The 23,934-nt window shown below is 64.1% G+C and carries 20 protein-coding genes, 4 pseudogenes and 1 riboswitch; of the genes and pseudogenes, 3 read left to right on the top strand and 21 right to left on the bottom strand.

Annotation, left to right across the window (positions count from 1 at the left end; translation table 11 throughout):
• Positions 1 to 3: 3 nt before the first annotated feature.
• From L0Z65_RS09540 to L0Z65_RS09520, 5 genes are all read right to left on the bottom strand, one after another.
• Positions 4 to 633: a precorrin-8X methylmutase gene (locus L0Z65_RS09540; protein ID WP_405107100.1), complete on the bottom strand. Its 630-nt coding sequence runs from the start codon at positions 631 to 633 to the stop codon at positions 4 to 6.
• 1 nt (position 634) lies between these two features.
• The gene (cobG, locus tag L0Z65_RS09535; protein WP_405107097.1) at positions 635 to 1,804 is read right to left on the bottom strand and encodes a precorrin-3B synthase; all 1,170 of its coding nucleotides are present in this window, start codon (positions 1,802 to 1,804) and stop codon (positions 635 to 637) included.
• Positions 1,801 to 5,046 carry a cobaltochelatase subunit CobN gene (cobN, locus tag L0Z65_RS09530; RefSeq protein WP_405107094.1) on the bottom strand — a complete coding sequence of 1,082 codons (3,246 nt, stop codon included), beginning with the start codon at positions 5,044 to 5,046 and terminating at the stop codon, positions 1,801 to 1,803. The genes cobG and cobN overlap by 4 nt, the downstream gene beginning before the upstream one ends.
• A 154-nt stretch (positions 5,047 to 5,200) precedes the next feature.
• Positions 5,201 to 6,259 (bottom strand): cobalamin biosynthesis protein CobW, encoded by a 1,059-nt coding sequence (gene cobW, locus L0Z65_RS09525; RefSeq protein WP_405107091.1) that lies wholly within the window; start codon positions 6,257 to 6,259, stop codon positions 5,201 to 5,203.
• 4 nt (positions 6,260 to 6,263) lie between these two features.
• A complete protein-coding gene (locus L0Z65_RS09520) occupies positions 6,264 to 6,665 on the bottom strand; it encodes a DUF1636 family protein (protein ID WP_405107088.1) in 402 nt (133 codons plus the stop codon).
• Positions 6,666 to 6,763: 98 nt separating this feature from the next.
• Positions 6,764 to 6,979: riboswitch (cobalamin riboswitch) on the bottom strand.
• Between the two features lie 50 nt (positions 6,980 to 7,029).
• Here L0Z65_RS09520 and cobO point away from each other — a divergent pair.
• Positions 7,030 to 7,665 (top strand): cob(I)yrinic acid a,c-diamide adenosyltransferase, encoded by a 636-nt coding sequence (gene cobO, locus L0Z65_RS09515; RefSeq protein ID WP_405107085.1) that lies wholly within the window; start codon positions 7,030 to 7,032, stop codon positions 7,663 to 7,665.
• A 98-nt stretch (positions 7,666 to 7,763) separates the two neighbouring features.
• On the opposite strand, the gene L0Z65_RS09510 is transcribed toward cobO, so the two are convergent.
• Both L0Z65_RS09510 and L0Z65_RS09505 read right to left on the bottom strand, forming a co-directional pair.
• On the bottom strand, positions 7,764 to 8,177 hold the full coding sequence (locus tag L0Z65_RS09510) for a VOC family protein (RefSeq protein ID WP_405107082.1): 414 nt from the start codon (positions 8,175 to 8,177) through the stop codon (positions 7,764 to 7,766).
• Positions 8,174 to 8,551 (bottom strand): VOC family protein, encoded by a 378-nt coding sequence (locus tag L0Z65_RS09505; protein ID WP_405107079.1) that lies wholly within the window; start codon positions 8,549 to 8,551, stop codon positions 8,174 to 8,176. Before L0Z65_RS09505 ends, L0Z65_RS09510 begins: the two co-directional genes overlap by 4 nt.
• A gap of 39 nt (positions 8,552 to 8,590) precedes the next feature.
• Here L0Z65_RS09505 and L0Z65_RS09500 point away from each other — a divergent pair, with 39 nt between their 5' ends.
• Positions 8,591 to 9,136 (top strand): winged helix-turn-helix transcriptional regulator, encoded by a 546-nt coding sequence (locus tag L0Z65_RS09500; RefSeq protein WP_405107076.1) that lies wholly within the window; start codon positions 8,591 to 8,593, stop codon positions 9,134 to 9,136.
• 243 nt (positions 9,137 to 9,379) lie between these two features.
• Here the strand turns inward: L0Z65_RS09500 and glpD are convergent.
• The 11 genes and pseudogenes from glpD to L0Z65_RS09445 all read right to left on the bottom strand — a co-directional run bounded on the left by glpD (position 9,380) and on the right by L0Z65_RS09445 (position 19,158).
• Positions 9,380 to 10,970: pseudogene (glpD, locus tag L0Z65_RS09495) on the bottom strand (glycerol-3-phosphate dehydrogenase).
• A complete protein-coding gene (locus L0Z65_RS09490) occupies positions 10,963 to 11,748 on the bottom strand; it encodes a DeoR/GlpR family DNA-binding transcription regulator (protein ID WP_040173758.1) in 786 nt (261 codons plus the stop codon). The pseudogene glpD and the gene L0Z65_RS09490 overlap by 8 nt, the downstream one beginning before the upstream one ends.
• 94 nt (positions 11,749 to 11,842) lie before the next feature.
• Positions 11,843 to 12,899: pseudogene (locus L0Z65_RS09485) on the bottom strand (DUF1513 domain-containing protein).
• A gap of 56 nt (positions 12,900 to 12,955) precedes the next feature.
• Positions 12,956 to 14,104 (bottom strand): imelysin family protein, encoded by a 1,149-nt coding sequence (locus L0Z65_RS09480; RefSeq protein WP_405107072.1) that lies wholly within the window; start codon positions 14,102 to 14,104, stop codon positions 12,956 to 12,958.
• A pseudogene (locus L0Z65_RS09475) lies at positions 14,104 to 15,745 on the bottom strand (di-heme oxidoredictase family protein). The gene L0Z65_RS09480 and the pseudogene L0Z65_RS09475 overlap by 1 nt, the downstream one beginning before the upstream one ends.
• Before the next feature lie 235 nt (positions 15,746 to 15,980).
• Entirely contained in the window at positions 15,981 to 17,249 is a 1,269-nt protein-coding gene (locus tag L0Z65_RS09470; protein WP_405107069.1) for an imelysin family protein, read from the bottom strand.
• Between the two features lie 82 nt (positions 17,250 to 17,331).
• The gene (locus L0Z65_RS09465) at positions 17,332 to 17,838 is read right to left on the bottom strand and encodes a hypothetical protein (RefSeq protein WP_040173750.1); all 507 of its coding nucleotides are present in this window, start codon (positions 17,836 to 17,838) and stop codon (positions 17,332 to 17,334) included.
• Positions 17,835 to 18,011: a hemin uptake protein HemP gene (gene hemP / locus L0Z65_RS09460; RefSeq protein ID WP_036767300.1), complete on the bottom strand. Its 177-nt coding sequence runs from the start codon at positions 18,009 to 18,011 to the stop codon at positions 17,835 to 17,837. The genes L0Z65_RS09465 and hemP overlap by 4 nt, the downstream gene beginning before the upstream one ends.
• 5 nt (positions 18,012 to 18,016) lie before the next feature.
• The gene (locus tag L0Z65_RS09455; RefSeq protein WP_158524458.1) at positions 18,017 to 18,169 is read right to left on the bottom strand and encodes a hypothetical protein; all 153 of its coding nucleotides are present in this window, start codon (positions 18,167 to 18,169) and stop codon (positions 18,017 to 18,019) included.
• Positions 18,170 to 18,335: 166 nt separating this feature from the next.
• Entirely contained in the window at positions 18,336 to 18,851 is a 516-nt protein-coding gene (locus L0Z65_RS09450) for a LysR substrate-binding domain-containing protein (RefSeq protein ID WP_405107064.1), read from the bottom strand.
• Positions 18,775 to 19,158: a LysR family transcriptional regulator gene (locus L0Z65_RS09445; RefSeq protein ID WP_405107061.1), complete on the bottom strand. Its 384-nt coding sequence runs from the start codon at positions 19,156 to 19,158 to the stop codon at positions 18,775 to 18,777. The genes L0Z65_RS09450 and L0Z65_RS09445 overlap by 77 nt, the downstream gene beginning before the upstream one ends.
• 93 nt (positions 19,159 to 19,251) lie before the next feature.
• Here L0Z65_RS09445 and L0Z65_RS09440 point away from each other — a divergent pair, with 93 nt between their 5' ends.
• Positions 19,252 to 20,163 (top strand): MBL fold metallo-hydrolase, encoded by a 912-nt coding sequence (locus L0Z65_RS09440; protein WP_405107058.1) that lies wholly within the window; start codon positions 19,252 to 19,254, stop codon positions 20,161 to 20,163.
• A gap of 64 nt (positions 20,164 to 20,227) precedes the next feature.
• Here L0Z65_RS09440 and metG read toward each other — a convergent pair.
• The 3 genes and pseudogenes from metG to L0Z65_RS09425 all read right to left on the bottom strand — a co-directional run bounded on the left by metG (position 20,228) and on the right by L0Z65_RS09425 (position 23,831).
• Positions 20,228 to 21,947 (bottom strand): annotated as a pseudogene (metG, locus tag L0Z65_RS09435) (methionine--tRNA ligase).
• A 114-nt stretch (positions 21,948 to 22,061) separates the two neighbouring features.
• Entirely contained in the window at positions 22,062 to 23,285 is a 1,224-nt protein-coding gene (locus tag L0Z65_RS09430) for an MFS transporter (protein WP_040173741.1), read from the bottom strand.
• 144 nt (positions 23,286 to 23,429) lie between these two features.
• Entirely contained in the window at positions 23,430 to 23,831 is a 402-nt protein-coding gene (locus L0Z65_RS09425; RefSeq protein WP_405107054.1) for a rhodanese-like domain-containing protein, read from the bottom strand.
• Between the last annotated feature and the right edge of the window lie 103 nt (positions 23,832 to 23,934).

Below are 23,934 nucleotides of genomic sequence, written 5' to 3'. Positions count from 1 at the left end.
GGCTTATTCTTTCCAGCTCGCCAGCGCGTTGACCGCAGCCACCGTGATGGCAGAGCCACCCAGACGGCCCTTCACGATCATCGACGGCACGGGGAGGTCTTCCATCAGCGCGTCCTTGGACTCCATCGCGCCGACAAAACCCACCGGGCAGCCGATGATCGCGGCAGGGCGGGGGCAGTCTGGATCCTTCAGCATGTTCAGCAGATGAAACAGCGCGGTGGGGGCGTTGCCGATAGCCACGACAGAGCCTTCCAGTTTCGGGCGCCACAGCTCCAGCGCCGCTGCAGACCGGGTGTTGGACATTTCCTTGGCCATATCCGGCACTTTCGGGTCGCGCAGGGTGCAGATCACCTCGTTGTCCGCAGGCAGGCGCGGGCGGGTGATGCCTTCGCTGACCATATAGGCGTCGCACAGGATCGGCGCGCCTTTGGCAAGCGCTGCGCGGGCGGCCTCCGCCATGCCCTGGGAGAAGCGCACGTGCTCTTCCAGCCCGACCATGCCGGCGGCGTGGATCATGCGCACAACGACGCTTTCCTCGTCCTTGTTGAAGCGCGCCAGATCGGCCTCGCGGCGAATGGTGGCAAAGCTTTCGGCATAAATCGCGGCGCCGTTGGTCTCATAGGTGTGGAGCATGTCAGCTGCCCTCTGTCAGTAGGTCGGGAGTGGCGCGCAACGCGGCGGCGCTCAGGGAGGTGTTTAGCGGGTGATCGGCGGCAGTGCCATTGCAGATCAGGTCGAATGTATCCGCGCCGGTGGCTGTCAGGACCAGATCGGCCGGGCGGGGATGGGCGCAGCCTTTGGCGCAGCCGGAAATATGCAGGTGTTGACCCGCAGGGACCGAAGCGGCCAGATCGCGGGCCAGATCGCGCGTCACCGCGCGCGCCTGCGGGCAGCCGGGGGCGCCGGTGCAGGCGCTCACACGCAGGCGGGGATCCGTGGCGTTCAGGATCAGGCCGGGCAGGGGCGGCAGGCTGTCGATGCCTTCCACCAGCAGCATCCGCCAGGGGGTCAGCCGCAGCACGCCGTGACCGGCAAGTTTGGCCAGCGTGCGGGCAGGCATCTGGCCGAATTCCAGCGCCACCAACAGGCCAAAGGGGGTCACACCCGGTCGCTGCGGTGCAAGCCGCGTTGCGCCGGGGGCGGGGGCGGCATGCGCTGCGGGGGGCGCGCGGCGCGCCATCAGCTGATGCATTCTGCCACGCCCCTTAGTCGCGCCGCCCTGATCGAGAAACCAGCGGGCCAGAGCGAGCGCCTCGCCAGCGGCAGCTTCTGCCGTTACTGGCAGGCCGGTGTCTGCCCCATCGGCCCGCAGGAGCAGCCCGTCCGGGCCGCGCTCAATACGGATATCGGCAGCGGTGTCTGTCAGGACCGGAGCCGCGCCGCAATCCACCGCGAAGCCGAATTTTCCGGGCAACTTCAGATCCGTCGCCTCTGTCAGCGCGGCGGCTAGATCCTGTGCAATCTGGTGGCTTACGTCCCCCGCCTGCCAGAAGGGTGTCAGAGTGATATTGCGCCGTGCCTCGGCACCCGCGTCCTCATCCAGCAGACCGAGATCACGCAGCCCGGCGATCAGTGCCGCGTGGGCCTCTTCACGGATGCCGCGCAGCTGCAGGTTGGCGCGCGCCGAGATATCAACCAGACCCGAGCCATGCGCCTGCGACATCTCGGCCAGACCGCATGCCTGTTCCGGGCTGAGCCGCCCCAGGGGCGCGCGCACCCGCACCACCAGCCCGTCACCCGACATCATCGGGCGCAGCGCGCCGGGGCACCAGCCATAGACTTTGGGTGTGGCGGCAGTGCTCACACCGCCCCCTCCAGTTCGGCCATGATCGAGTTGCGCCGGGTGCTCCAGAGACCTGCATCGTGCAAGGCGCGGAAGCGGTCGCGCATGGCGGCAAGGGCGTCGGGGTTTTCGCGGCTCATGAACTCAACCAGATCCTCGCGGCCCAAAGTGGCCTCGAAGTAGAGATCAAAGAGATGCGGCTGCACCACCTGCGCCAGATGCGCGAAGGCGGCCATGTGATCCAGCGTCGCCGCAACCTCTGCCGCGCCGCGAAAGCCGTGGTTCATCATCGAGGTGGCCCAGTCGGGATTGGCGGCGCGGGCGCGGGTGACGCGGGCGATCTCCTCGCCCAAACTGCGCGCCTGCGGCTTGTCGGGGCGGGTTGCGTCCATGTGGTAGAGCGCCGGTGCCTCTTGGCCGATCCGCGCCATCGCAGCGGCAAATCCCGCCTCATGGGCGGCATAATCCGAGGCCACCAGCAGATCGGTTTCCGGCAGATCCTGAAGATGTACGAAACTGTCCGTGGTTTGCAGCCGGGCCTCCAGCGCCTCGCGGGCATCGTGGATATCGCCCTTGGCGTCAATCGCATGGGAAGACGCATTGAGCCAGGCCTCGCCCGCCGCTGCCCGCGCCGCGTCGGTGTAATCGTCCAGATGCGGGGTCATGGACAGGCCGTATTGGCCCGGTTTTGGGCCAAAGACGCGGGGTGTTTCGGTCAGATAGGGGTTGTCTGCGCCGCTCTCCTCGCGGGCAGCCAGCGCGCCTGCGGCGGCCTCGAACATCTGGGCCAGACCGGGGAAGACATCGCGAAACAGGCCCGACACCCTGAGCGTCACATCGATGCGCGGACGGTTCAGCATCGTGAGCGGCAGTACCTCGAACCCCGACACGCGTTCAGAGCCTTCATCCCATTTGGGAGCCAGCCCGGCAAGATGCAGCGCCATGGCAAACTCCTCACCGGCGGTGCGCATGGTGGCCGATCCCCAGAGATCAATCACCAGCCCTTTGGGCCAGTCGCCGTGGTCCTGAAGGTGGCGGCGCAGCAGCTCTTCCGCCAGCTTGACGCCTTGGGCATGCGCCGCCCGCGACGGCACCGCGCGGGGGTCCGTGGTAAAGAGGTTGCGCCCGGTCGGGATCACATCCGCGCGGCCCCGGAAGGGTGATCCAGAGGGGCCGGGGGCGACCATCTGGCCATTGAGGGCCGCGATCAGACCGGCGCGTTCGTCCGCCCCACATTGGCCGGTGCCAAAGATATGCAGCCCCTCGCCATATTGGCTTTCCTTAATGTCGCAGACAAAGGCGTCGATCCGGGTGATCGCCTCGGCGGCGCAGCTGTCCGGGGTGAGGCCCAGATCCGCTTCCACACCGGTGCCCTGTGCCTCGGCGCGGATGTCGTCGATCAGCCGGTCGCGGCGGGCGGGGTCCAGACCATCGGCGGTGGAATATTCATCGAGCAGGCTTTCGAGCCGCGCCATGCCGTCCGGCAGATTGGTCTGCGCCAGCGGCGGTGGCAGATGGCCAAGGGTGACGGCCCCGATGCGCCGTTTGGCCTGGGCCGCCTCACCGGGATCATTGACGATAAACGGATAGGCAACCGGCAGCGGGCCGGTCAGCACCTCCGGCCAGCAGGCCGCCGAAAGCGCCACGGATTTGCCCGGCAGCCACTCCAGCGTGCCATGGGCGCCGATGTGCACAAGGGCATCGGCCTGCGCCCGCAGCCACATGTAAAACGCCACATAGGCATGGCGCGGGGTGCGGTCGAGGTCGTGGTAATCGTCGACGCGGGTCTTCACTTCGCCGCGCTCCGGTTGCAGGGCGATCAGCGCGTTGCCTGCACGCAAGGCCTTGAAATGAAACGCCCCCTCATAGCAATCGGGATCGTCTTCCGGCTGGCCCCAGGCCTCGGTCAATGTTTGCTGCAACGCCTGCGGCAGGGCAGACAAAGCCGCATGGTAATCGGCGAGGGGGACGCTCTGCCTTTCCTCCATCAGGCGCAGGCCGGTGCTCTCCAGCGGTTCTACGGCATACCCCTGATCCCAAAGCTCGCGCAGGATTTCATCGCAGGAGGCCAGCGCATCCAACCCCACCGCATGGGCCAGATTGTGATCTCGTCCCGGGTAGGTCGACAGCACCAGCGCCAGACGTTTCTCTGGATTGGGCAGGCGGGACAGATGCAGCCAGCCTTCGATCCGGTCCACCGCGGCCTTTACCCGGTCCATATCGGCGCGATGGGCAAAACGGGAATATTGCAGGTCGGGGTCTTTTTTGCCCGGCGCCTTGAAGCTGACCAGCCCGGCAAAAATTCGTCCGTCCACTTCGGGCAGCACCACATGCATCGCCAGATCGGCGGGGGACAGACCGCGATCGGCCTCGGCCCAGTCTTTGCGCCGGGCGGTCGACAGGGCCACCTGAAACACCGGGCAGCCGGTGGTCGACAGCGGCGAGGCGCTGCCGTCGCTGCCCTGCGCGGAGAATGCAGTGGCGTTGATGATCGCAGCCGGGGCCAGATCGGGCAGGGCGCCGCGCAGCCAGTCGGCGGCCTCCGGTGCCTTGAGGCTGGCGGCAAAGACGCCATAGGCGGCATAGCCCCGTCCGCGCAGCTCACCGATCAGCGCATCCACCGGGGCGGTGTCGGCGGCGGTCAGATAGGAGCGATAGAAGCTGACCAGAACCAGCGGTTTTTCCGACGCAGGCAGATCTGCTAGCACCCCGCGATCCGGGTCGTAATAGCCATATTGCGGCACCGATTTCAGCCCTGCCACCGGACCGGCATAGAGCCCCGCCGCCAGCGACAGCTGCGCCAATGCGGCCTGTGCGGCAACAGCGCCGCCGGTGTCGCAGAGATGCTGCAGACGGCGCAGGGTAGAGGCGGGCAGGGTCGACAGCTCATCCAGACGCGGATCTTCGCGCCCGTCCGCAGGCAGGATCGCCAGCGCGATGCCTTTGCGGCGGGCCAGATCCTGCAGGGTGGCAAGCCCGTAGGACCAGTAGCTTTCCCCGCCGATGAGACGCACGAGGACGCCTTTGGCGCCCTCCAGCGTTTGTTCCGCGTAGACGTCCACCGACAGCGGGTGTTTCAGCGCCACCAGATTGGCGAGCCGCAGTGTGGGCAGCCGGTCCTTGCCGCGATGCCAGCCCGCCGCAAAGGCGCCGAGATCACTGTCGGAGAAGGACAGCACCACAAGGTCCGCAGGCGTCTGCCCCAGATCCTGTGGTGTATCACTCTCGTCAAGGCCGTGGCTTTCGCGGAAGACGACATGCATGGGCTTAGTTCCTGTTGGGATCGCCACGAAGGGCAGCGCCCGTCCCGGCGGGGAGGGCGAGAAGCGCCCGCCCCGTGGGGGGCGGGACGGGCGCTGCCCGGCTTGCGGGCCGGGCGAAGCATCCCAATTTACGCTTCTCTGTCATCATTTCGGCTTACGCCCCCAGCTCGGCGCGGATCGCCTCGGCGTCGATATTGTCATGCTCGGCGATGACCACTAGAACCGTCTTGCGCGCCTGTGCGCCCCAGGGCTGGTCATATTGCGCGCGCAGGCGTTCACCCACGGCCTGGACGAGCATCCGCATCGGTTTTCCTTCCACCGCAACATAGCCTTTGACGCGCAGGATATTGCGCTCGCGGGCGAGTTTCACGATAGCATCCTGCAACAGTTGCGGATCGGAGACTTCGCCCATTTCGACCACGATTGTATCAAAATCGTCATGGCTGTGGTCATGATCATGATCATCGTCGTGATGATGGTGGTGTTCGTGATGCGAGGGGCGCGCGTCCAGATCATCTTCGGCGGCGGCCTCAAGCCCCAGAATGACGCGCGGGTCGATCACGCCTTCGGACATCGACAGGATCGGCAATTTGCGCGGCGCTTCCGCCTCGATCATGCTGCGGGCCTTGTCCAGACCGTCCTCACCGGCGAGATCGGCCTTGGACAACAGGATGATATCGGCGCAGGAGATCTGATCCTTGAACAGTTCTGACAGTGGGGTTTCGTGGTCGATGCCTTCGTCGGCCTCGCGCTGGGCCTGCACGGCCTCCAGATCTGTGGCGAACTGACCCTTGGCGACGGCTTCGGCATCGGCCAGTGCAACCACGCCGTCGACGGTGATGCGTGAGCGGATCGCGGGCCAGTCAAACGCCTTCAGCAGAGGTTTCGGCAGCGCCAGACCGGAGGTCTCGATCACGATGTGATCGGGTTTTTCCGGCAGGTCCATCAGCTGTTCGATGGTGGGGATGAAATCATCGGCCACGGTGCAGCAGATACAGCCGTTGGCCAGCTCCATGATGTTTTCTGCCGGGCAGTTTTCATCGGCGCAGGATTTCAGGATTTCGCCATCCACCCCGGCGGTGCCAAATTCATTGACGACCACGGCCAGACGTTTGCCCTGCGGGTTCTGCATCAGATGGCGGATCAGGGTGGTTTTGCCCGCACCAAGGAAGCCGGTGATGACGGTGACGGGGATTTTATTCAGGTCGCTCATGGGGTTAATCCTTGGACAACGAAGGGGGAGTGGAAGGCACCGCCACAGGTGCAGGCGGGATGCGGGCAATGGATTGCTTGCGGAACACCACAGGGCGTTCGCGCCAGGGCACCAGACCATCCGTGGTGGCGGCATAGGCGGCAGCGCCGGTCAGGATGTCGGGCACATGTTCGTCGGGATCAAGATCGCCGTAGATATAGCTCCAGCGGGCATCGCCGCCGCTCAGCACCATGGAACAGCCGCGGGTGCAGGCCGACAGGCATTCGACACCGCGCACGTTGACACCCTCGGGCAGGTCGGCCGCCTGCAGGGCGGACAGCATTTGCGCACCGGGGCGCGGGGCCTCCGGGTCGGTCACCTCGCCGCGACGGCAGGTGGTGCAGATCGTCAGTGTTACCTCGGCCATGAGCGCCCTTCACTTGGTTTCAGCGAGGGGGCTGCGGGCCAGCGGGGGCGCGAAGGTCGCGCGGGGATCCCTGCCGGTCGCGGAACACCCCGTCCGCCCGTTGCGTTTCTTGCGCTGGCAGGTCTCCCGGCTTGCGGATGCCAAGGCCTGGGGCCTTGACGGTCATCCGGCCTTCCCGAGTTTCCTCAGTGGCATCGGAGACCTCTCCGGTCACGGTCGCGGGGGCGGCTGTGCTTGGTTTGGCCCGGATGGCCCAACTGTCACATTCCCTCTTCGCCTGCCAAATGGCAGGAACCAACAAAACCCCCTTGCGCCATTGCCCCTGTCTTTGTCAAGACATGGGCGAACCACTAGGAGAGCCCCGATGAGCGATAAGTCCGAGACCGACATTTCCGAAGCAGAAGCGGCACGCCACGCGGCGAAGATGGCCAAGAAGAAGGCCGCGCGCGACCGCATGATGCAGAACAAGGATGGTGAGAAAGGGCTGATCATCGTCCACACCGGCCCGGGCAAGGGTAAATCCAGCTCTGGCTTTGGCATGATCATGCGCTGCATCGCCCATGGTATGCCCTCGGCCGTGGTGCAGTTCATCAAGGGCGCCTGGCAGACCGGCGAACGCACGCTGATCGAGGAAAACTTCAGCGATTTGTGCCAGTTTTACGCGATGGGCGAAGGTTTTACCTGGGAAACACAGGACAAGGCCCGCGATATTGCCGCCGCGCAAAAGGGCTGGGAAAAGGCCAAGGAGATGATCCGCGACGAGCGCAATACCATGGTGCTCTTGGATGAGATCAACATCGCCCTGCGCTATGATTATATCGACATCGCCGATGTGGTGGAGTTTCTGGAAACCGAAAAACCGCCGATGACCCATGTTGTGCTGACCGGCCGCAACGCCAAGGAAGAGCTGATCGACATCGCCGATCTGGTCACCGAAATGGGCCAGATCAAACACCCCTTCCGTGACGGCATCAAAGCCCAGAAGGGCGTGGAATTCTGATCGCTTCTGACGATTTGAGATGGAACGCCCCCGCTATCCAATGCGGGGGCGTTACGCCGAAACTGCGCCGGTCTGACTGGTCGCGAACTTCTGAGCGCTTACGGCAGATCATAAAGCCCGAGGGCGTTCCCGTCAGGGTCGGTAAACTCTGAATAGGTCACGACATCTGGAATTTGAATGGCGGCGCCGGTATCAATGCCAGCGTCAGCCCATATGGCCTGAGAGGCGGCCATATCCTCCACCAGAAATCGGACGACAGCCCCGGACGGCTGGGGATTTTCGGTTTCGAAGATCTGATACCACGTATCGGGCGCCACCTTGAATTCGACAACGCCGGGAACGGGCTTTAGCACCTCAACCTCAGGGCCAAATAGGGTGAGATACCACGCTTCTGCATCGGTGATCGAGGTCACAGGAACGCCGACGGTGATCTCCTTGAAAGGGTCAGCAGAGGCGACACCCGCTGCAAGCAGCAGGGCGACGGGTGCTGTGCAGACACGGCGCATCGTCATGCGCCACCGGTCAGATCTTCGGCCAGCATCATCGCGTTGCCGTCAGGATCGTAGAAGGTCGCTGTTTTGACCATGCCTTCGACGACATCGGTTTCGCCGTCAAATTTCACCTTGGCCTGTTCCAGTTTCTGCCGCGCCGTATCCAGATCTGCGATACCGAAGACGGGAACGCAGTTGCCGGGGGCGGGTTTGGTATGCTCACCCAGACCGATTGTGACGCCGGATGTCTTGGTCTGAAGCTCCGACCAACCGGCCTCATCCGCGTGGTAGATCGTGTCAAACCCAAGCATGGTTTTGAACCAATCCGCCGTTGCGTGGCGATCCTTGACCGAAAACGAGATTGTGATGGTGTCTTCCAATGAAATAAGCGCCATGGTCTTCCCTTTTGATCGAAAATATACTAACTATACTTTATGGACATTGAGACGTTTGTCAACACCACCTCAAGGGCCTGGGCGATCCCTATTCTGGCCCATCTGCACGCAGGCGTTGCCGGGCGGCAGGCGCCGCTGCTGACGGCCACCGGGGCAAGCAGGACGGCGTTTGCGCAAAGCGTTGATCATCTGATCTCAATCGGGTTGCTGGAGCGAAATCCCGGCTATGGCCACCCGCTGCGGCCTGAGTTTCGGCTGACTGCGCTGGGCGTTTCCGCCGCCGCCACCGCCAATAAAATCCACAGTGTCACAACCGAAGAAGATCGCGATTTGCTGCGGCGTTCGTGGACGTTGCCGATTCTGACGGCCCTGCATGAGCCAAGCCACTTCAACGATATTAAGCGCAATCTGCGCAGGATTACGGATCGCGCCTTGTCTCAGTCGTTGAAAACGCTGGAGGGGCGGCAATGGGTGCATCGCCACGTGGATGAGGCTGCCCGGCCCCCACGCTCAATTTACCATGCGGTGAATACCGGTGGTTTGATAAGTCGTGTTGCGGCCAGCGACATCAGCTTTGCCGGATAGCTTCGCCCGCACTCCGAAATCATAAGAGACAGCATTGCCCCTGCAGGGTCGGTTAATGAGCACAGATAACAATGTCAGTCCTTCTGACCAAATGTTTCGCGTGCGAAACAATCGGGCAGGGAGGCTGATACTTTTTATGGGCGTTGCGCAGGGGGCGGACGCATAGGGAGTGGAAGTGTTGCGGAGGGGTTAAGGCGTCGGGGCCTGAAATGGCCCGGCGCCCACCCGTCCCAGAGACCGCACTCAGGCGGCCAGATCTGCGGCCTTGCTGCGGATATATGCGTCGACCGCCGCGCGCTCTTCCTCGCTCAGGCGCAGCGCCAGTTTGGTGCGGCGCAACAGGTAATCCTCGCCGGTGCGGACCCATTCGTGGGCGATGGTCCAGTCGAGTTCACGGGCGGTGATGGTGGCGCCGAAGGCCTGGCCGAGATCGGCAGCTGTGGAGGCTGTGCCCAGCACGTCCCAGGCCTCTGTCCCATAGGCGCGGATCAGGCGGCGAGTCGCGTATGGGCTGAGGAAAGGATAGTCCTGCGCCAGTTTCGCGGTCAGTTTTGCCACGTCCCCAACCGGGAAATCACCGCCGGGCAGGGCAACGCCTGCGGTCCAGTCGGCGGGCAGATCGGGGAACGCGGTTGCGATCTTGTCCAGCGCGGCCTCGGCCAGTTTGCGATAGGTGGTGATCTTGCCGCCAAAGACATTCAGCAGCGGCGCGGCGCTGTCGTTCAGGGTCAGCACATATTCGCGGGTGGCGGCGGTGGCAGAGCTGGCCCCATCGTCATAGAGCGGGCGCACGCCGGAATAGGTCCAGACGATATCGTCGCGGCTGAGCGGATTGGCGAAATACTGCGAGGCGAAATTGATCAGGTAATCCTGTTCCTCCGGCGTGCAGGTCGGGGCGGTCTGCGGGTCGGGGTGGTCGGCGTCGGTGGTGCCGATCAGCGTGTAGTCTTCCTCATAGGGGATGGCGAAGATGATGCGCCCGTCGGTGCCCTGAAAGAAGTAGCAGCGCCCGTGATCATAGAGTTTCGGGACCACGATATGGCTGCCGCGCACCAGACGGACGCTTTCGCGGCTGTTCTGGCCCAGCTTCTGACGCAGCACATCTGCCACCCAGGGACCGCCGGCATTGACCAGCATCTTGGCGCGGCGCTGCGAGGTTGCGCCCGTGGTGATGTCTTCAAGGTCAATCACCCAGTGGTCCGCGTTGCGGGTGGCGCCGGTGACCTTGGTGCGGGTCATGATGTCGGCGCCGCGGGCCTCGGCGTCGCGGGCATTCAGCACCACCAGCCGCGCGTCTTCGATCCAGCAGTCGGAATATTCAAAAGCGGTCTTGAACTTCGGGTCCAGCGGGCGGCCGGCGGGATCGCTGGCGAGATCCAGTTTGGAGGTGCCGGGAAGGATGCCGCGTTTGCCGAGGCTGTCGTACATGAAGAGGCCAAGACGGATCAGCCAGGCCGGGCGCTAAGCCCTTCATCCACGGCATGATGGTGGTTAGCAGCTTTGATGTCGGCGTGGTGTTGTCAAAGCGCATGTCCTTGTGGAAGGGCAGCACAAAACGCATCGGCCAGGAGATATGTGGCATCGCCTTCAACAGCACCTCGCGTTCGATCAGCGCCTCACGCACCAGCCGGAATTCGAAATATTCAAGGTAGCGCAATCCGCCATGAAACAGCTTGGTCGAGGCGGAGGAGGTGGCGGAGGCGAGATCGTTCATCTCAGCCAGCGCAACAGACAGGCCGCGACCGGCGGCGTCACGGGCGATGCCGCAGCCATTGATGCCGCCGCCGATAATGAAAAGATCGGTGATTTGGTCTTGAGCGTTTGTGTTAGACATTTTCGCTACTTTCGTTTTCGCCAACCCAGAGGATTTGCGTGCCTGCGGCCTTTGCCGCGCGGGAAAATTCAGCGGGGACGGGGCGGTCGGTGACCACCACGTCGAGATCAGAGATATCGCAGATGCGGACCGGGGCGGTGCGCTCGAACTTGCTGCCATCGCAAACAAGCACACGCTTGCGGGCGTTTTTGAGGATGGCGCGGGCGACGGAGACTTCGCGTGGGTCATGGTCAAGAATGGCGCCATCCGCATCCATGGCCGAGGCGCCGATCACCGCGATATCAACTTTGTAACGGGCAATGAACTCCAGCGCGTCCTCGCCGACGATGGCGCCGTCGCTTTGCCTTATGGCCCCGCCGACAAGCACCAGTTCCTTGCTCTCATCCTCCATCATCATATTGATAATGTTGATATTGTTGGAAAGAACGGTGAGGCCGCGATGGCCGGAAAGGGCGCGGGCGACCTGTTCGGTGGAGGTGCCGATGTTGAGGGTGACGGCGCAGTTGTCGGGGATCAGGTCGGCGGCGAGCGCGGCCATGGCGCGTTTGCCACGGGCGTTCAGCTTGCGCCGTTCGGCGTAGTCGCGGCTGGCGCCACTGCTGCTGCGGACCGCGCCACCATGCACACGGGAGAGCGCGCCACGGGCGGCCAGATCGCGCAGGTCGGTGCGGATGGTCTGCAGCGAGACGCCAAAGCGCTGCGCGAGGTCCTCAACCTCGACCCGGTCCTGTCGGGTCAGGAGGTCGAGAATGGCAGCCTGTCTGTCGCTTGCGTCCATGGGGGATCCTTTCGCAGGCCTATCTAGGCCTCCGGTTGCGAAAAGTCACGGATTATTTTCGTTTCACTTTCGTTTCGCTTTCTTGGCTGGCTGATCAGGCAATCGGGATCAGATGGTTGTCCCAGGCAAGATCTGTGCGGGCCAGGATGTGCGGCGGACGATCAGCTTGGCTGGTGCTCAGCTGTGCCAGCAGCCCCTGACCGGTGGTGACAACAAAGCCATCTGCGTTACTGGCCAGCCCGCAGACATCCGCGAGGCGGCGTTCCCGCAGCAGCGCGCCGGTGGTGCAATCGGCGATCTGCACCACACCGCCGCGCGGGGAGGTGACGGCGATCTGTGTTCCATCGCGGGAAAAGGCGACGGAACCGCCATAGCCGTTGAGGTTGCGCAGGCGGGGGTCATCCTCGGCCATCAGGCGGGGGGCAGTGCCGGGCTTGTGCAGGCCGATGATCGGCAGATCGGCGCCCAGATCGCCCTGCCACTGCATCGCAAAGCCAACGGTCCCGGTGGCGCTGATGGTAAGGTGACGGATCGAGTTCAGGCGTAGGTCTGCATCGAGGATCAGCTGATCCTGCAGGGTGCCCTCAAGGCTGAGGTAGCTGAGGTTGGGTTGCATCGTGGCGAGGTTCAGCTTTGCCCGGCCGCTGTCGGGATGGGTCTGAATGCCCCCGTTGGCCACCACCAGATCGTGCTGGTCGTCGGGGCTGGTGCGCAGGCGGATATCATGCGGCCCGATTCCACCAGAGGCATGATCGCCAATCCGGCGGTAGCCCGCGCTGGCGTCCCAGATGCCGATCCGGCCATCGCCGCTTTCAAAGGCGTTTTCGGCGGTGAACAGGCGGGAGCCGTCCGGGGAAAATACACCATGGCCATAAAAATGGTGACCTTTGGGTGGGGTCAGCCGGGCCAGGGCCGCACCGGTGCGGCAGTCGATCACATCCGCGAACTGTCCGGGGCGGCGGGCGAAGGCGACCGCTTCGGGGCGGCTGGGGTGCGCGGTTGCGGCATGGCCACGAGCGGGCAGCGGATGGCGGAACAAGATGGTGCCGTTGCGGTCCAGACCCGCGAGGAGGAAGCGGCCATCAGGTGTTTTGCCTAGCTGAGAGATAGGCGGGGTGGCCAAGGTCGGCCCAGCTGGCCTGCGGCGCCATGCCTGCGGCCAGAAGACCGGCAAGAAACCCGCGACGGGAGGGGCTTAGCCATGGGGTCAGTCCCCGTCGAGGGAGTTGAACCCTGCGGTGACGCCGAGTTTCGGGCCAAGCCGGGTGGTGATCAGGCTGCGCAGGTCGTTGACGTCCTGCTGCACGGCTTCGATGCGGAAGCGGCGGGCGGGATCGGCCACCCCGGCGAGGGAGGGATCGTCCAGCGCGCTGGCGCGGGTCAACGCCTTGGCAAAGCCTGCATGGATATCCTGCATCAGCGCGGGGTCGCCTGCGGCGAGGGCAAGGGCGAGCGGTTCCATCGCAGTGAGGGTCAGCACGATGTGGCGCTGGCTGCGGGCGGAACGGCGGGCCTCGGCACGGTTGGGGCGGGGGGCGTCGAACTGGCCAAGGGGACGTCCCAGCCGCATATCAACCAGCACCTGAAACCCGGTGGTCAGGGTTTTGAACAGCTCCTGCCGGATCTCTGCCTCCGACTGGTAGCGGTTGCCCGGTCCGGGGCTGACCAGTGTCACGGCATAGCTGTTGTGCCAATCATCGCGGACCGCGGCGGTGGTGCGGGCGATGTCGGCGCTGATGGCGGCAACCAAGGCGCAGCGCTGGTCTGCGGTGCCTTCGGATTGGATCGCCGCATCGAAGAGGAGATATTCCAACGCATAGAAGCCGCGCAGGGCAACCGACTGGCTGGCGAAGGTATCTGCATTGGTGAGGGTATCGCGGGTCGCCTCGGTGAGGGCGCGGCGCAGGGTGCCGGGGATCTTGTTGCGGCTGTCGGGCCAGAAGGCGAGGGCAAAGGCGCGGTTGTCGGTTTCGGTTGGACCAAAGCGCAGGTGGCTGGCAGCGATCCAGGCGTCAAAGGCGCGGGCAAAAGCGTCGCGCAGGGCCGGATCATCCGGGGTGCAGTGGCTGGCGGCAACCTCGGCCAGGGTGGCGCTTTCGGCGGCGAGCCGGTCAAAGCCGGGGAGAATGTGGTGGGTCAGCACCCAGTCCACCTGCTGCGCCGGGTTGAGGGCTTCGGGCGGTTGCTCCGGAGTGGTGACAGCTGAGGTGTCGGTCTGCGCAAGGGTTGCTTGTGGGGGCAGGGTGGCGCAGACCATAGTGGTCGCAACGGTCAGGGCGACAACACGCGACAGGAGCACAGGTGACAGGCGCGTAGGTGACGGGCGCATAGGTGATGGGGGCGTGGGCTTGGGCATCAGAGCGACTCCAGAAAGCGGATCAGATCGGCGCGGTCTTCGGGCGCAAGGCCCACCACGGTGTCTCGGGCGGATTGGGCTTCGCCGCCATGCCAGAGGATCGCCTCCAGCAGGGTGCGGGCGCGACCATCATGCAGGAAACCTGCGCGCGGGTTCACTTGCTGGACCAGCCCGATCCCCCAGAGCGGCGCGGTGCGCCATTCGCGCCCGGTGGCACGGGCTTCGGGGCGGTGGTCGGCAAGGCCCTCGCCCATGTCGTGCAGCAAGAGGTCGCTATAGGGCCAGATCAGCTGGAAGCTCTGCGCTGGTTGCGCCTCCAGCCGGTTGGTGACGAATTTTGGCGTGTGGCAGCTGGTGCAGCCTGCGGCGTAGAACTGCGCCTTGCCGCGCAGGACAGCGGGGGCGTCCGGGTCGCGCCGGGCAGGCACGCCCAGGTTGCGGCTGTAGAAGGTGACCAGATCCATATTGGGCTGGTCAATCTCGGTCTCGCGGATATCATCGCCGCCGTGCGGGGCGTTTTGACAGGCGGTCTGCGCGGCGGTGCAATCGCCGGAATGGGCCGGAAACAGCGGTGTGGAGATGCCAATATCGCCGGAAAACGCGGCGGCGGATTGTTCATGCACCGTGGGCTGGCTAGGCCTTGTAGCCAAAGCGGCCCAGCATGATCCGGTTGTGTTCCGCTGACCAGACCAGATTGGCGCGCCCGGAGATGCCATCGCCGTTGCTGTCATCCTCGTCCACGCCTGCCAGAATGTCTGCGGCGGGGATCGCCTCCAGCAGGCCGAGGCCAATCATGCTGGGGGCGACGCGCGGCGACAGCATGGCGTCCTTGTGCAGCGGGCCATAACCGAGGGAGTTGGCGCTGTAGTCGGGGCGGCGCAGGGTGGCCGACTCGCCACCTGCAAGCGCGATGATCTCCTCGCTATAGGTGACGCCAAGGCGGTATTCGGGCGCGATGCCGGGAGCGGAGAAGTCCTGCATCTGGCCACCATAGGTCGGCTCTGGTGCGGTGCCGATGTAGTCGGTGATGGCCTGCATCTGGTCCGGCACCGGGCCGGGGATGGAGACGCGCAGAAACATCGTGGTTGAGGCATAGTCCGGCCCATCCGGCACATGGCCGCGCCCGTCCTTCAGGTGGCAGCGCTGGCAGGAGCGCGCATTATAGAGCGGCCCCAGCCCGTCAGAGGCGAGAGTGGAGGCCGGGGAGAACACCCAGATCTTCTTGAACAGCCCATTGCCAAGTTTGAATTCCAGCTCTTCCTCAAAGCTGAGATTGGCGCTGTGCTGCGAAAACGCCTCGTCATCGGTGCGGGCGCGCACGGTGGCCGCCCCTGCGGGCAGGGCCTCATAGGGTTCGGGCTGGTCGAACTGCGTTGTTGGGCGGGTGACGGCGCGAATGCGGGTCTGTTCCGCGTCGGTGCGCGGGAGGGTGGCGAGATGCGGATCGGAGAGATCTGTATAGGGCGCCGCCGCCTGTGCGTGGGTTGCATCGCCTTCCGGCGCGTCCCCTGCCAGGGTTTCCGGCAGCGCAGTGGTTTGCGTGTCGGCCAGAGTGGGAAGCGGTGCGATCAGCGTGATCAGGCTGAGACCCATCAACAGCTGGGACAGATGCGGGCGGTGGGGCGACGGGGAAACGCGCATGCGGGCTGGGATCACTTCTATTGGCGGGGCGCGGGGCCTCCTGACCTTGGATAGGAGGATCCGGAGCTGGCATCAACTCTTGCGGGGTGGACAATTTGTCCGGGTTGTTCGGGGTGTCCGGGTTGTTGGGGAAAATTGGTGCTGCAAACGGGCCGGGCCAGAACGCCAAGAGCAGGGGCTACGCATTGCGCCGCCCCTGCCGTATCTTTGCTGCCGTGGCAGCCCTTGGCCCGTCTTACTGGAAAACGGCTGTCGGGTTGTCGAGCGAGTCGGAGCCTTCGATGGCGACGCCATCCAGATCCAGCGCTGTCACCACGCGTTCGATGGAACGGGTCTGATCAACCAGACCGTTGACACCGCCCATGACCAGCGCTTCGCCTGCTTCATTGCCCTGTTCCAGCATCTGATCGTAGGAGAAACCAGCCTCGGCAGCGGTCTTGATCTGACCCAGAGCGCGCATGGTGGTCGAGAGCTTGCTGCGCATTTCGCCGTCCAGTGCGGGGTCGATCTCCTGCACCAGATCGGAGAGCGACGCGCCGGAAACCATGCTGCCGTCGGTGCGGATGTATTCACCCAGATAGACGTTCTGCACGCCCAGACCATCGTAGTAATGGCTGTTGTGGGTGTTGTCGGAGAAGCAATCATGCTCTTCCTCGGGATCGTTCAGCATCAGGCCAAGGCGCATACGCTCACCAGCGGTTTCGCCGTAGGAGAGCGAGCCCATGCCGGTCAGCATGGCGGTGATGCCTGCGTTTTCATCCGACAAAAGCGTGCCGCGGGCTTCGCCTTCGGAGCCCCATTGTGCGGTCATCCACTCCAGATCGGAGATCAGCAGATCGGTCGCCGCCTTCAGGTATTCACCGCGGCGGTCGCAGTTGCCGTTGGTGCAGTCTTCGCCTGCAGCATAGTCGGTCCAGGCGCGGTTGCCAGCGCCGTGGTCGGTGCCGTTCAGGTCCTGACCCCAGAGCAGGAATTCGATGGCGTGATAGCCGGTTGCCACATTCGCCTCGACGCCGTCGGCTTCGTGCAGTGTGTCCTCGAGCAGAGCAGGCGTGATGGCGCTGGCGTCGATGGATTTGCCGGACAGCTCAAAGCTGGGATTGGCGACGATATTCAGCGCCGCAAGGGTGTTTTCATCGGTCGGACCGCCGTAGCTGGTATCGACATAATCAATCAGGCCTTCGTCCAGCGGCCATGCGTTCACTTTGCCTTCCCAGTCATCGACGATGGCGTTGCCAAAGCGGAAGACCTCGGACTGCTGATAGGGCACGCGGGCGGCGAGCCAGGCCTTGCGCGCGGCCTCCAGTGCCTCGGCCGAAGGTTCGGCGATCAGCGCGTCAACGGCGGTCTGCAGGGTCTTGGCCGTGTCCAGGCTGTCCTGATATTTGGCGTGCGCAATGTTTGCGTAGGTGGTCAGCACCTCAGCCTTGTCTGCCGCAAAAGCGGGAGCCGCAACTGTGGCGAGCGCTGCAACAGCGGTACCTGCGAGAAAATGCGATGTCATTAGAGCGTTCCTTAAGGGTTAGTCGAGATGGTATGATGTGAACGGGTTACAGGGGAACGGTGGCTGTCTGGCAGTGGGACCGTCAGTGAAGGGTGGTCGAGAGCGGCTGCAGCTGCGCGGGATGCGCGGCGGGGCCAGCTGTCTGGTCGCTCAGCTGATCCAGGATCAGGCCAATTTTGGCGGCGAGGACGGTGGCGCGCTGCGCCTGTTGTGGCTGGACGATCAGGGCGGCGAAGAGATTGGCATCCTCATATTCGCCATGCGCGGCTGCACCGACCAGATTGGCAAAGCAGTTTTCATCAGCACCAAGGCAGGTGCAGGTCATCCCGTGACGCACCAGCGGGCGGCGGCCCTCGGTGACGCAGAAATTGCACAGACGTCCGAAATTCTCATAGGCCTGACGGCCCAGCACCGGACCAAGAGCGGCTTGCAGATCTTGGCGCAGCGCAATGCGGCTGTCCGGACCATTGAACCAGTGACGCAGGTTGCGTACGGCCATAGCCTCCAGGGCGGGCAAATCTGTCAGCAGGCCGACAGTGGCCCCGCCCCGTGGTGCCGCAGATGCGGCGGATGTGCTGTTGGAAATCATTTTGTCAGGATCAGCTTTCCGGCGCGGGTGATCCGCAGGCTGTAGATCTGGCCATTGAGCAGGATGCGGGCCTGATTGCCACCACGGGCGAGTTCCTCGGCGTGGTAGGTCGGGAAGACTTCGGTGGCTGCGGTTGTGGTGGTGGCGGCGTGGTCAAAGGTCATCTGGTTCATCAGGGTCACCCGTTTCGGTTTTCCGACCGATCCAGATACCATTCCAGGCAAAACCCCTGATCACCGCGCGGCAGCCCGTAGGCGTGCAGGCTGACCGGCGCGCGGGTGCCCTCGGCGGGGCGATGGCGCAGGGAGAAGAATTGCAGAAGAAACGACACTGGACGATCTCGGTTGATTTGCTATCAGTCGGGCTGGCTGCACAATCACAGGTTGGCTGAACTGTCCTAAACCTGACTTATTTAATCAGAATCGTCAACCTGACTTTTTTAGTCAGATTAAGATTTTTTGCCGATTGCCTTTGTGGATGGCTGGGAATGGCTGCCATCAGGAGGCGCTGAAAGCCGCCACCAGCCTGTCAATGAAGAGCCGCAGCCGCTGCGGCAGCGGACGGCGGTCCGGGTAGACCAGATACAGCGTGAGCTGGGTTTCCACGCCGACAGGCGGCGGGGCAAGATCCAGCTGCCCCGAGGCATGGTCCGCATCGCACATCGGGCGCGGAAAACAGCCTCTCGCCGCGCCGGAGCGCACCAGTTCCAAGGCGAGCGCAAAGGAGTCACAGGCAATGCGGCCCACTGCGCGCCGGTCCGTCAGGTGCCGCGCCAGCGGGCCGAGAATCGGCAGGTCGTCATTTGCCAGCTGTCCCGGCGGCGCTGCCAGCACCACCGGCGTCTGAGACAGCACACGGGCAATCAGGCTGTCGCTGCCCGGACGGTTGCCGCGCAGCGCCAGATCAATGCCATCGGCCATGAAATCGGCCGGGGTGTCATCCACCGTTATGGTGATGGAGATCTGCGGATAATCGCGCAGGAAGTCCGACGTCAGCGCCGCCAGCGGGGCCATCGGCAGCGCCGTGGGCACCGAGAGGCGCAGCAGGCCGCTGGCCTTGGCCTCCGCGGCAACCAGATCGCGGGCGGCGTCGATCTCGTCCAGCGCGCGGCGGCAGCGGTCCAGAAACAGCGCGCCGGCTGGCTGTCAGCGCCACGCGCCGGGTGGTGCGGTCCAGCAGGCGCACCCCCAGGCCTTGTTCTAGGCTGCGAATGCGGCTGGTGACCGTGGAGGCGGGCAGCCCGAGGCGGCGCGCAGCCGCGGCAAAGCTGAGCTGACCCGCAACCTCGGCAAAGGTTTCGATGTTTTGAAGACGATCCATTAAGCGAAATATCCGTTCAAAGTCTTCAATATTAAGCCGATTATCCCGCAATATGCGAGCGTTTACTCCTGTCGGATATCACAGGAGAATACAATGAACAGACGTCAAGTGTTGAAGAGCGGCGCGGCCCTGACCCTGAGCGGCGGCTTGCCCGCTGTGGCGCGGGCGGCGCAGCCGGATGTGTCGCTGCGCTGGTTGGGTGGGGCCATGCTGGAGATTGAGGCTGCGGGGCTTCGGGTGCTGACAGATCCCTGTCTGGGCGAGGGGCCTGAGGCTTTTGTCATGGGGGATCCGAATGAGATGTTCGATCTCGCGCGCGGGCCGAACGTCAAGCCACATGCCCGGCTCACCCCGTTTCCGGGGCTGCGCCACGACCGCTATGATCTGGTGCTGCTAAGCCACGCCCATGAGGATCATTTCGATCAGGCGGCGCAGGCCTGGCTGGACCCGCAGCTGCCGATGCTGGTGCCCCAGCATGACCTTGCAGCGGTGCGGCAGAAGGGGGTTGCCGCCAGCGCGCTGGCCCATGGCGAGACGCGGCGGATCGAAGGGCCTGAGGGGGTGCTGCGGATCACGGCCATGCCTGCGGTCCATTCAGAAAACCCAGAGGTGGCGCGGTTGCTGGGGCTGGGCAACGGCTATCTGATTGAGGTGGAGACGGGCTTGGGCGTGATGTGGATCTATTGGGCAGGGGACAGTTTTCTGGTGCCGCCGGTCTGGCAGGCTCTGCGCGCGGCGCCGGTTGCAGGGGCGGGTCTGCTTGATGTCTTTATCCCGCATCTGGGCGCGGTTGGCGGGGCGGGCGCGCTGGGGCAGATTTCCATGGATGGGAAGCAGGCGGCAGATTTTGCGCAGCGGCTTGCGCCAAAGGCGGTTCTGCCGATCCATCATTCGACCTATGCGCTCTACCGGGAAGGGCCGGAGGTGATGCGGCAGCACCATGCGGAGCTGGCCCCGCGCTGGCAGCTGCGGATGCCGCCGGAGGGGGCGTCGATCCACCTTTGAACGCAAAAATAAGGCCGCTCCCGGTGGAGCGGCCTTGGTCATTGTCAGAGGGCGGGCCCTGAAATCAGTCGCGGGTGCCGGAGAAGCGTTCCTGCCATTCCTCGCGCTGCTCGTCGGTGATCTTGGCAAAGAGCACCTCCGGCACGGTGAAGGCGTGACCTGCGGGCAGCGCGGAAAGGGCGGCGGCCACATCGTCGGGCCAGCTGCGATCCTCGGTCTGGAGGGCGGCCAGCAGACGCTCGGTCGCATCGGGGATGAACGGGGCCGACAGCACCGCGTAGAGACGGATCAGGTTGAGGCCAAGGCGCACCTGAGCCGCGGCCTGATCGGGGTCGGTTTTGAAGACGGACCAGGGCGCCACGGATTGCAGGTATTCATTGCCCGCAACCCAGATCGCCCGCAGTTCCTGCGCGGATTTGCGCACGTCCATGGCGGCCATATGGCCCTCATAGGCGGTGACGCGGGTGCTGATCTCATCAATCAGGGCCTGTTCGGCTTCGCCGTAGTCATTGCCCGCAGGGACTTCCTCGCCGTATTTGGAGCGGCAGAATTTGGTGATGCGGCTGACGAAATTGCCCAGCACGTCCGCCAGATCCTTGTTCACCGATTGCTGGAAATTCTCCCAGGTGAATTCGGAATCGCTGCTTTCCGGGGCGTGGCTCAGCAGCCACCAGCGCCAGTAATCAGCGGGCAGGATTTCCAGCGCCTGATCCATGAACACGCCGCGCCCCTGCGAGGTGGAGAACTGGCCGCCATCGTAGTTCAGGTAGTTGAAGGATTTCAGGTGGTCGACCATCTTCCACGGCTCGCCGGAGCCAAGGATGGTGGCTGGGAACGACAGGGTGTGGAAGGGGACGTTGTCCTTGCCCATGAACTGGACGTATTTCACATCATCGGCGCCCTTGTCTGTGCGCCACCAGCGCTGCCAGTCGGCGTCGGATTTGCCGTTGGCGTCAGCCCATTCGCGGGAGGCGGCGATATATTCGATGGGGGCGTCGAACCAGACGTAGAACACCTTGCCCTCCATACCGGGCCAGTCCTGATCGCCCTTCTTGACCGGAACACCCCAGTCGAGATCACGGGTGATGCCGCGGTCCTGAAGCCCGTCGCCATCATGCAGCCATTTCTTGGCGATGGAGGTGGTCAGCACCGGCCAGTCGTGCTTGCTGTCGATCCAGGCGTCCAGCTGATCCTTCAGCTGCGACTGGCACAGGTAAAGGTGTTTGGTCTCGCGCACTTCCAGATCGGTGGAGCCGGAAATCGCGGAGCGCGGGTCGATCAGATCGGTGGGGTCCAGCTGCTTGGTGCATTCCTCGCACTGGTCGCCGCGGGCGCGTTCATAGCCGCAGTTGGGGCAGGTGCCCTCAATGTAGCGGTCGGGCAGGAAGCGGCCATCGGCGTGGGAGTAGACCTGTTTTTCGGTGACTTCGCGGATTAGCCCCTGCTCGGCCAGCTTGCCTGCGAAATGCTGGGTCAACGCGTGGTTCTGCGGGCTGGAAGAGCGTCCGAAATGGTCAAAGCTGAGGCCGAACCCTTTGGCGATGCCTAGCCTGCACCTCATGCATTTCGGCGCAGTATTCGGCGACCGGCTTGCCTGCCTTGGCGGCGGCCAGCTCGGCGGGGGTGCCATGTTCGTCGGTGGCGCAGAGGAACATCACCTCATGGCCGCGTGCGCGCTGGTAGCGAGCATAGAGATCTGCGGGCAGCTGGCTGCCGACCAGATTGCCCAGATGCTTGATCCCGTTGATATAGGGGATCGCCGAGGTAATGAGAAAGCGCGCCATATCATCCATCCAACTAAAGCTTTGCTGGCCCGTCTAGCGCATGGCGCTGCTGCCGAAAACCCCGCTGTGGGACTTGTGGCTAATTTCCCCGCCCTGAAGGGGGTCGCAGACCGTCTAGCGCCGCTCGCGGGAGCGTTTGAGCAGGCGGCCAATGGTGAAGGAGGTGCGCGGCGCATAGACGTAGCGGGTGCGGTCCTCGGGTGCGGGGCGGGCGCGCATCCGCGCGAGGCCAAAGACGATCAGCCCGAGATGGCCCACCGCAACAAAGGCAAAGAGCGCGCCGGGGCCGTAGTTTTCGATCAGGGCCGAGGAGATCAGCGGCGAGGCGATGGCGCCAAGGGCGTAGAAGAACATCAGCGCGGCGGCCAGTTCAATCCGCTGCTGCGAGGTGGCAAAATCATTGGCGTGTGCAGCAGAGACCGAGAAGATCGGCATGGTCGTGAAGCCGAAGAAGGCGGCAGAGGCCATCACTGCGAGAGTGCCCATGCCGCTGGCAGCCATGGTGACGCCGCAGGATAGGATCGCCACCACCGACAGCCAGATCAGCACCCAGCGACGGTCGTATTTATCCGCCAACCAACCCAGCGGGTACTGGGCCAGCGCGCCGCCAAGCACGAAGGTGGCAAGGAAGAAGGCGATCTGCCCGACCTCCAGCCCGACCTCCTGCCCGTATATCGGACCAACCATGCGGAAGGACGCGGAGCTGAGCGCGGCGACGATCACACCGGCAACCGCCAGGGGTGAGCAGGCCCAGGCGAGTTTCGGGCGCAGCCTAGGCGCATCGGGGATGTCGGGCTGGCTGACCTTGGTCATGGTGAGCGGCAAGAGCGCCGCGCAGCAGAGGATCGCCAGCAGGTTATAGGACACATAGGCGGCAGGCGGCAGCACCGCGATCAGCAGTTGCGCCACCAGCGAGGCGGAGAGATCCACGATCCGATATGACCCCATGGCGCGACCACGGGTTTCATTGGTGACCTTGGCGTTGAGCCAGGATTCGATCACCGTATAGCAGCCTGCCACACAGAGGCCGGAGGCGATCCGCATTGCGGCCCAGGCCAGCGGATCCTCTGTCAGGGTGTGGCCGATCAGCCCCATCGCGCCAAGGGCGGTACAGACGGCAAAGGCCCGGCTGTGGCCAACATTGCCCATCAGGCGCGGCACCCACCAGCAGCCGATGAAAAATCCCAGGAAATGCGCCGAGCCGAGGAAGCCGATCTGTTCCTTGTCAAACCCCAGTGTCAGACCAGAGAGCGCATCCAAGGGACCCACGCCGCCGGTCGACAGCTGCAACAGGATCACCGAGAGAAACAGCGCCGCAAAGGAAATCATCATCCGCATAATGGCCAGTCATGACCGCTGCGAGGTCAGATTGCACGGGTGTTTCCGACATTTTCCCGATTGGCGTGTCGTATTGTGTCTGGTTTGTGCCCGGCGCGGCAGATTTGCCGCGCCGCCAGCCATGGATCGGGACGAGGGGGCGGCTCAGTCGTCGCGTTGCGCGATCTTGCCGCCTGCTTTGCTCCAGGCGGTAAACCCGCCCTCAAGATGCATCACCGGGGCAAGGCCCATTTCCATTGCGGCCTTGGCGGCCAGCGCAGAACGCCAGGCGCTGGCGCAGTAAAACACATAGGTTTTGTCCTGATTGAACACCGGCTTGTGGTAGGGGCTGTCGGGGTCGATCCAGAATTCCAGCATTCCGCGCGGGCAGGAAAACGCGCCCGGAATCGTACCGCTGGCCTGCAGCTCGCGGATGTCACGCAGGTCGATGAAGACATAGGCGTCGTTGGACACCGCAGATTGTGCGGTGTCGATGGACATGGTGTCGACGATGGCATTGGCCTCCTCAAGGAGGGTTTTGACGCCTTTGGTGATGGTCTGGGGCATGGTGGGATCCTGTGCTTATTGGCTGGGGTGGTCCGGTTCCTGCGGCAGGCTGGGGCAGGGCGCAGCGCTTGGCAAGGGGGCAGAGGCGCGCAGGTGAAGCTGG

It is taken from the genome of Phaeobacter sp. BS52, assembly GCF_045040595.1.
Lineage (GTDB): Bacteria > Pseudomonadota > Alphaproteobacteria > Rhodobacterales > Rhodobacteraceae > Phaeobacter > Phaeobacter piscinae.
Note: the sequence above shows the minus strand (reverse complement) of the source record. Positions and strands in the feature narration are given on the sequence as shown.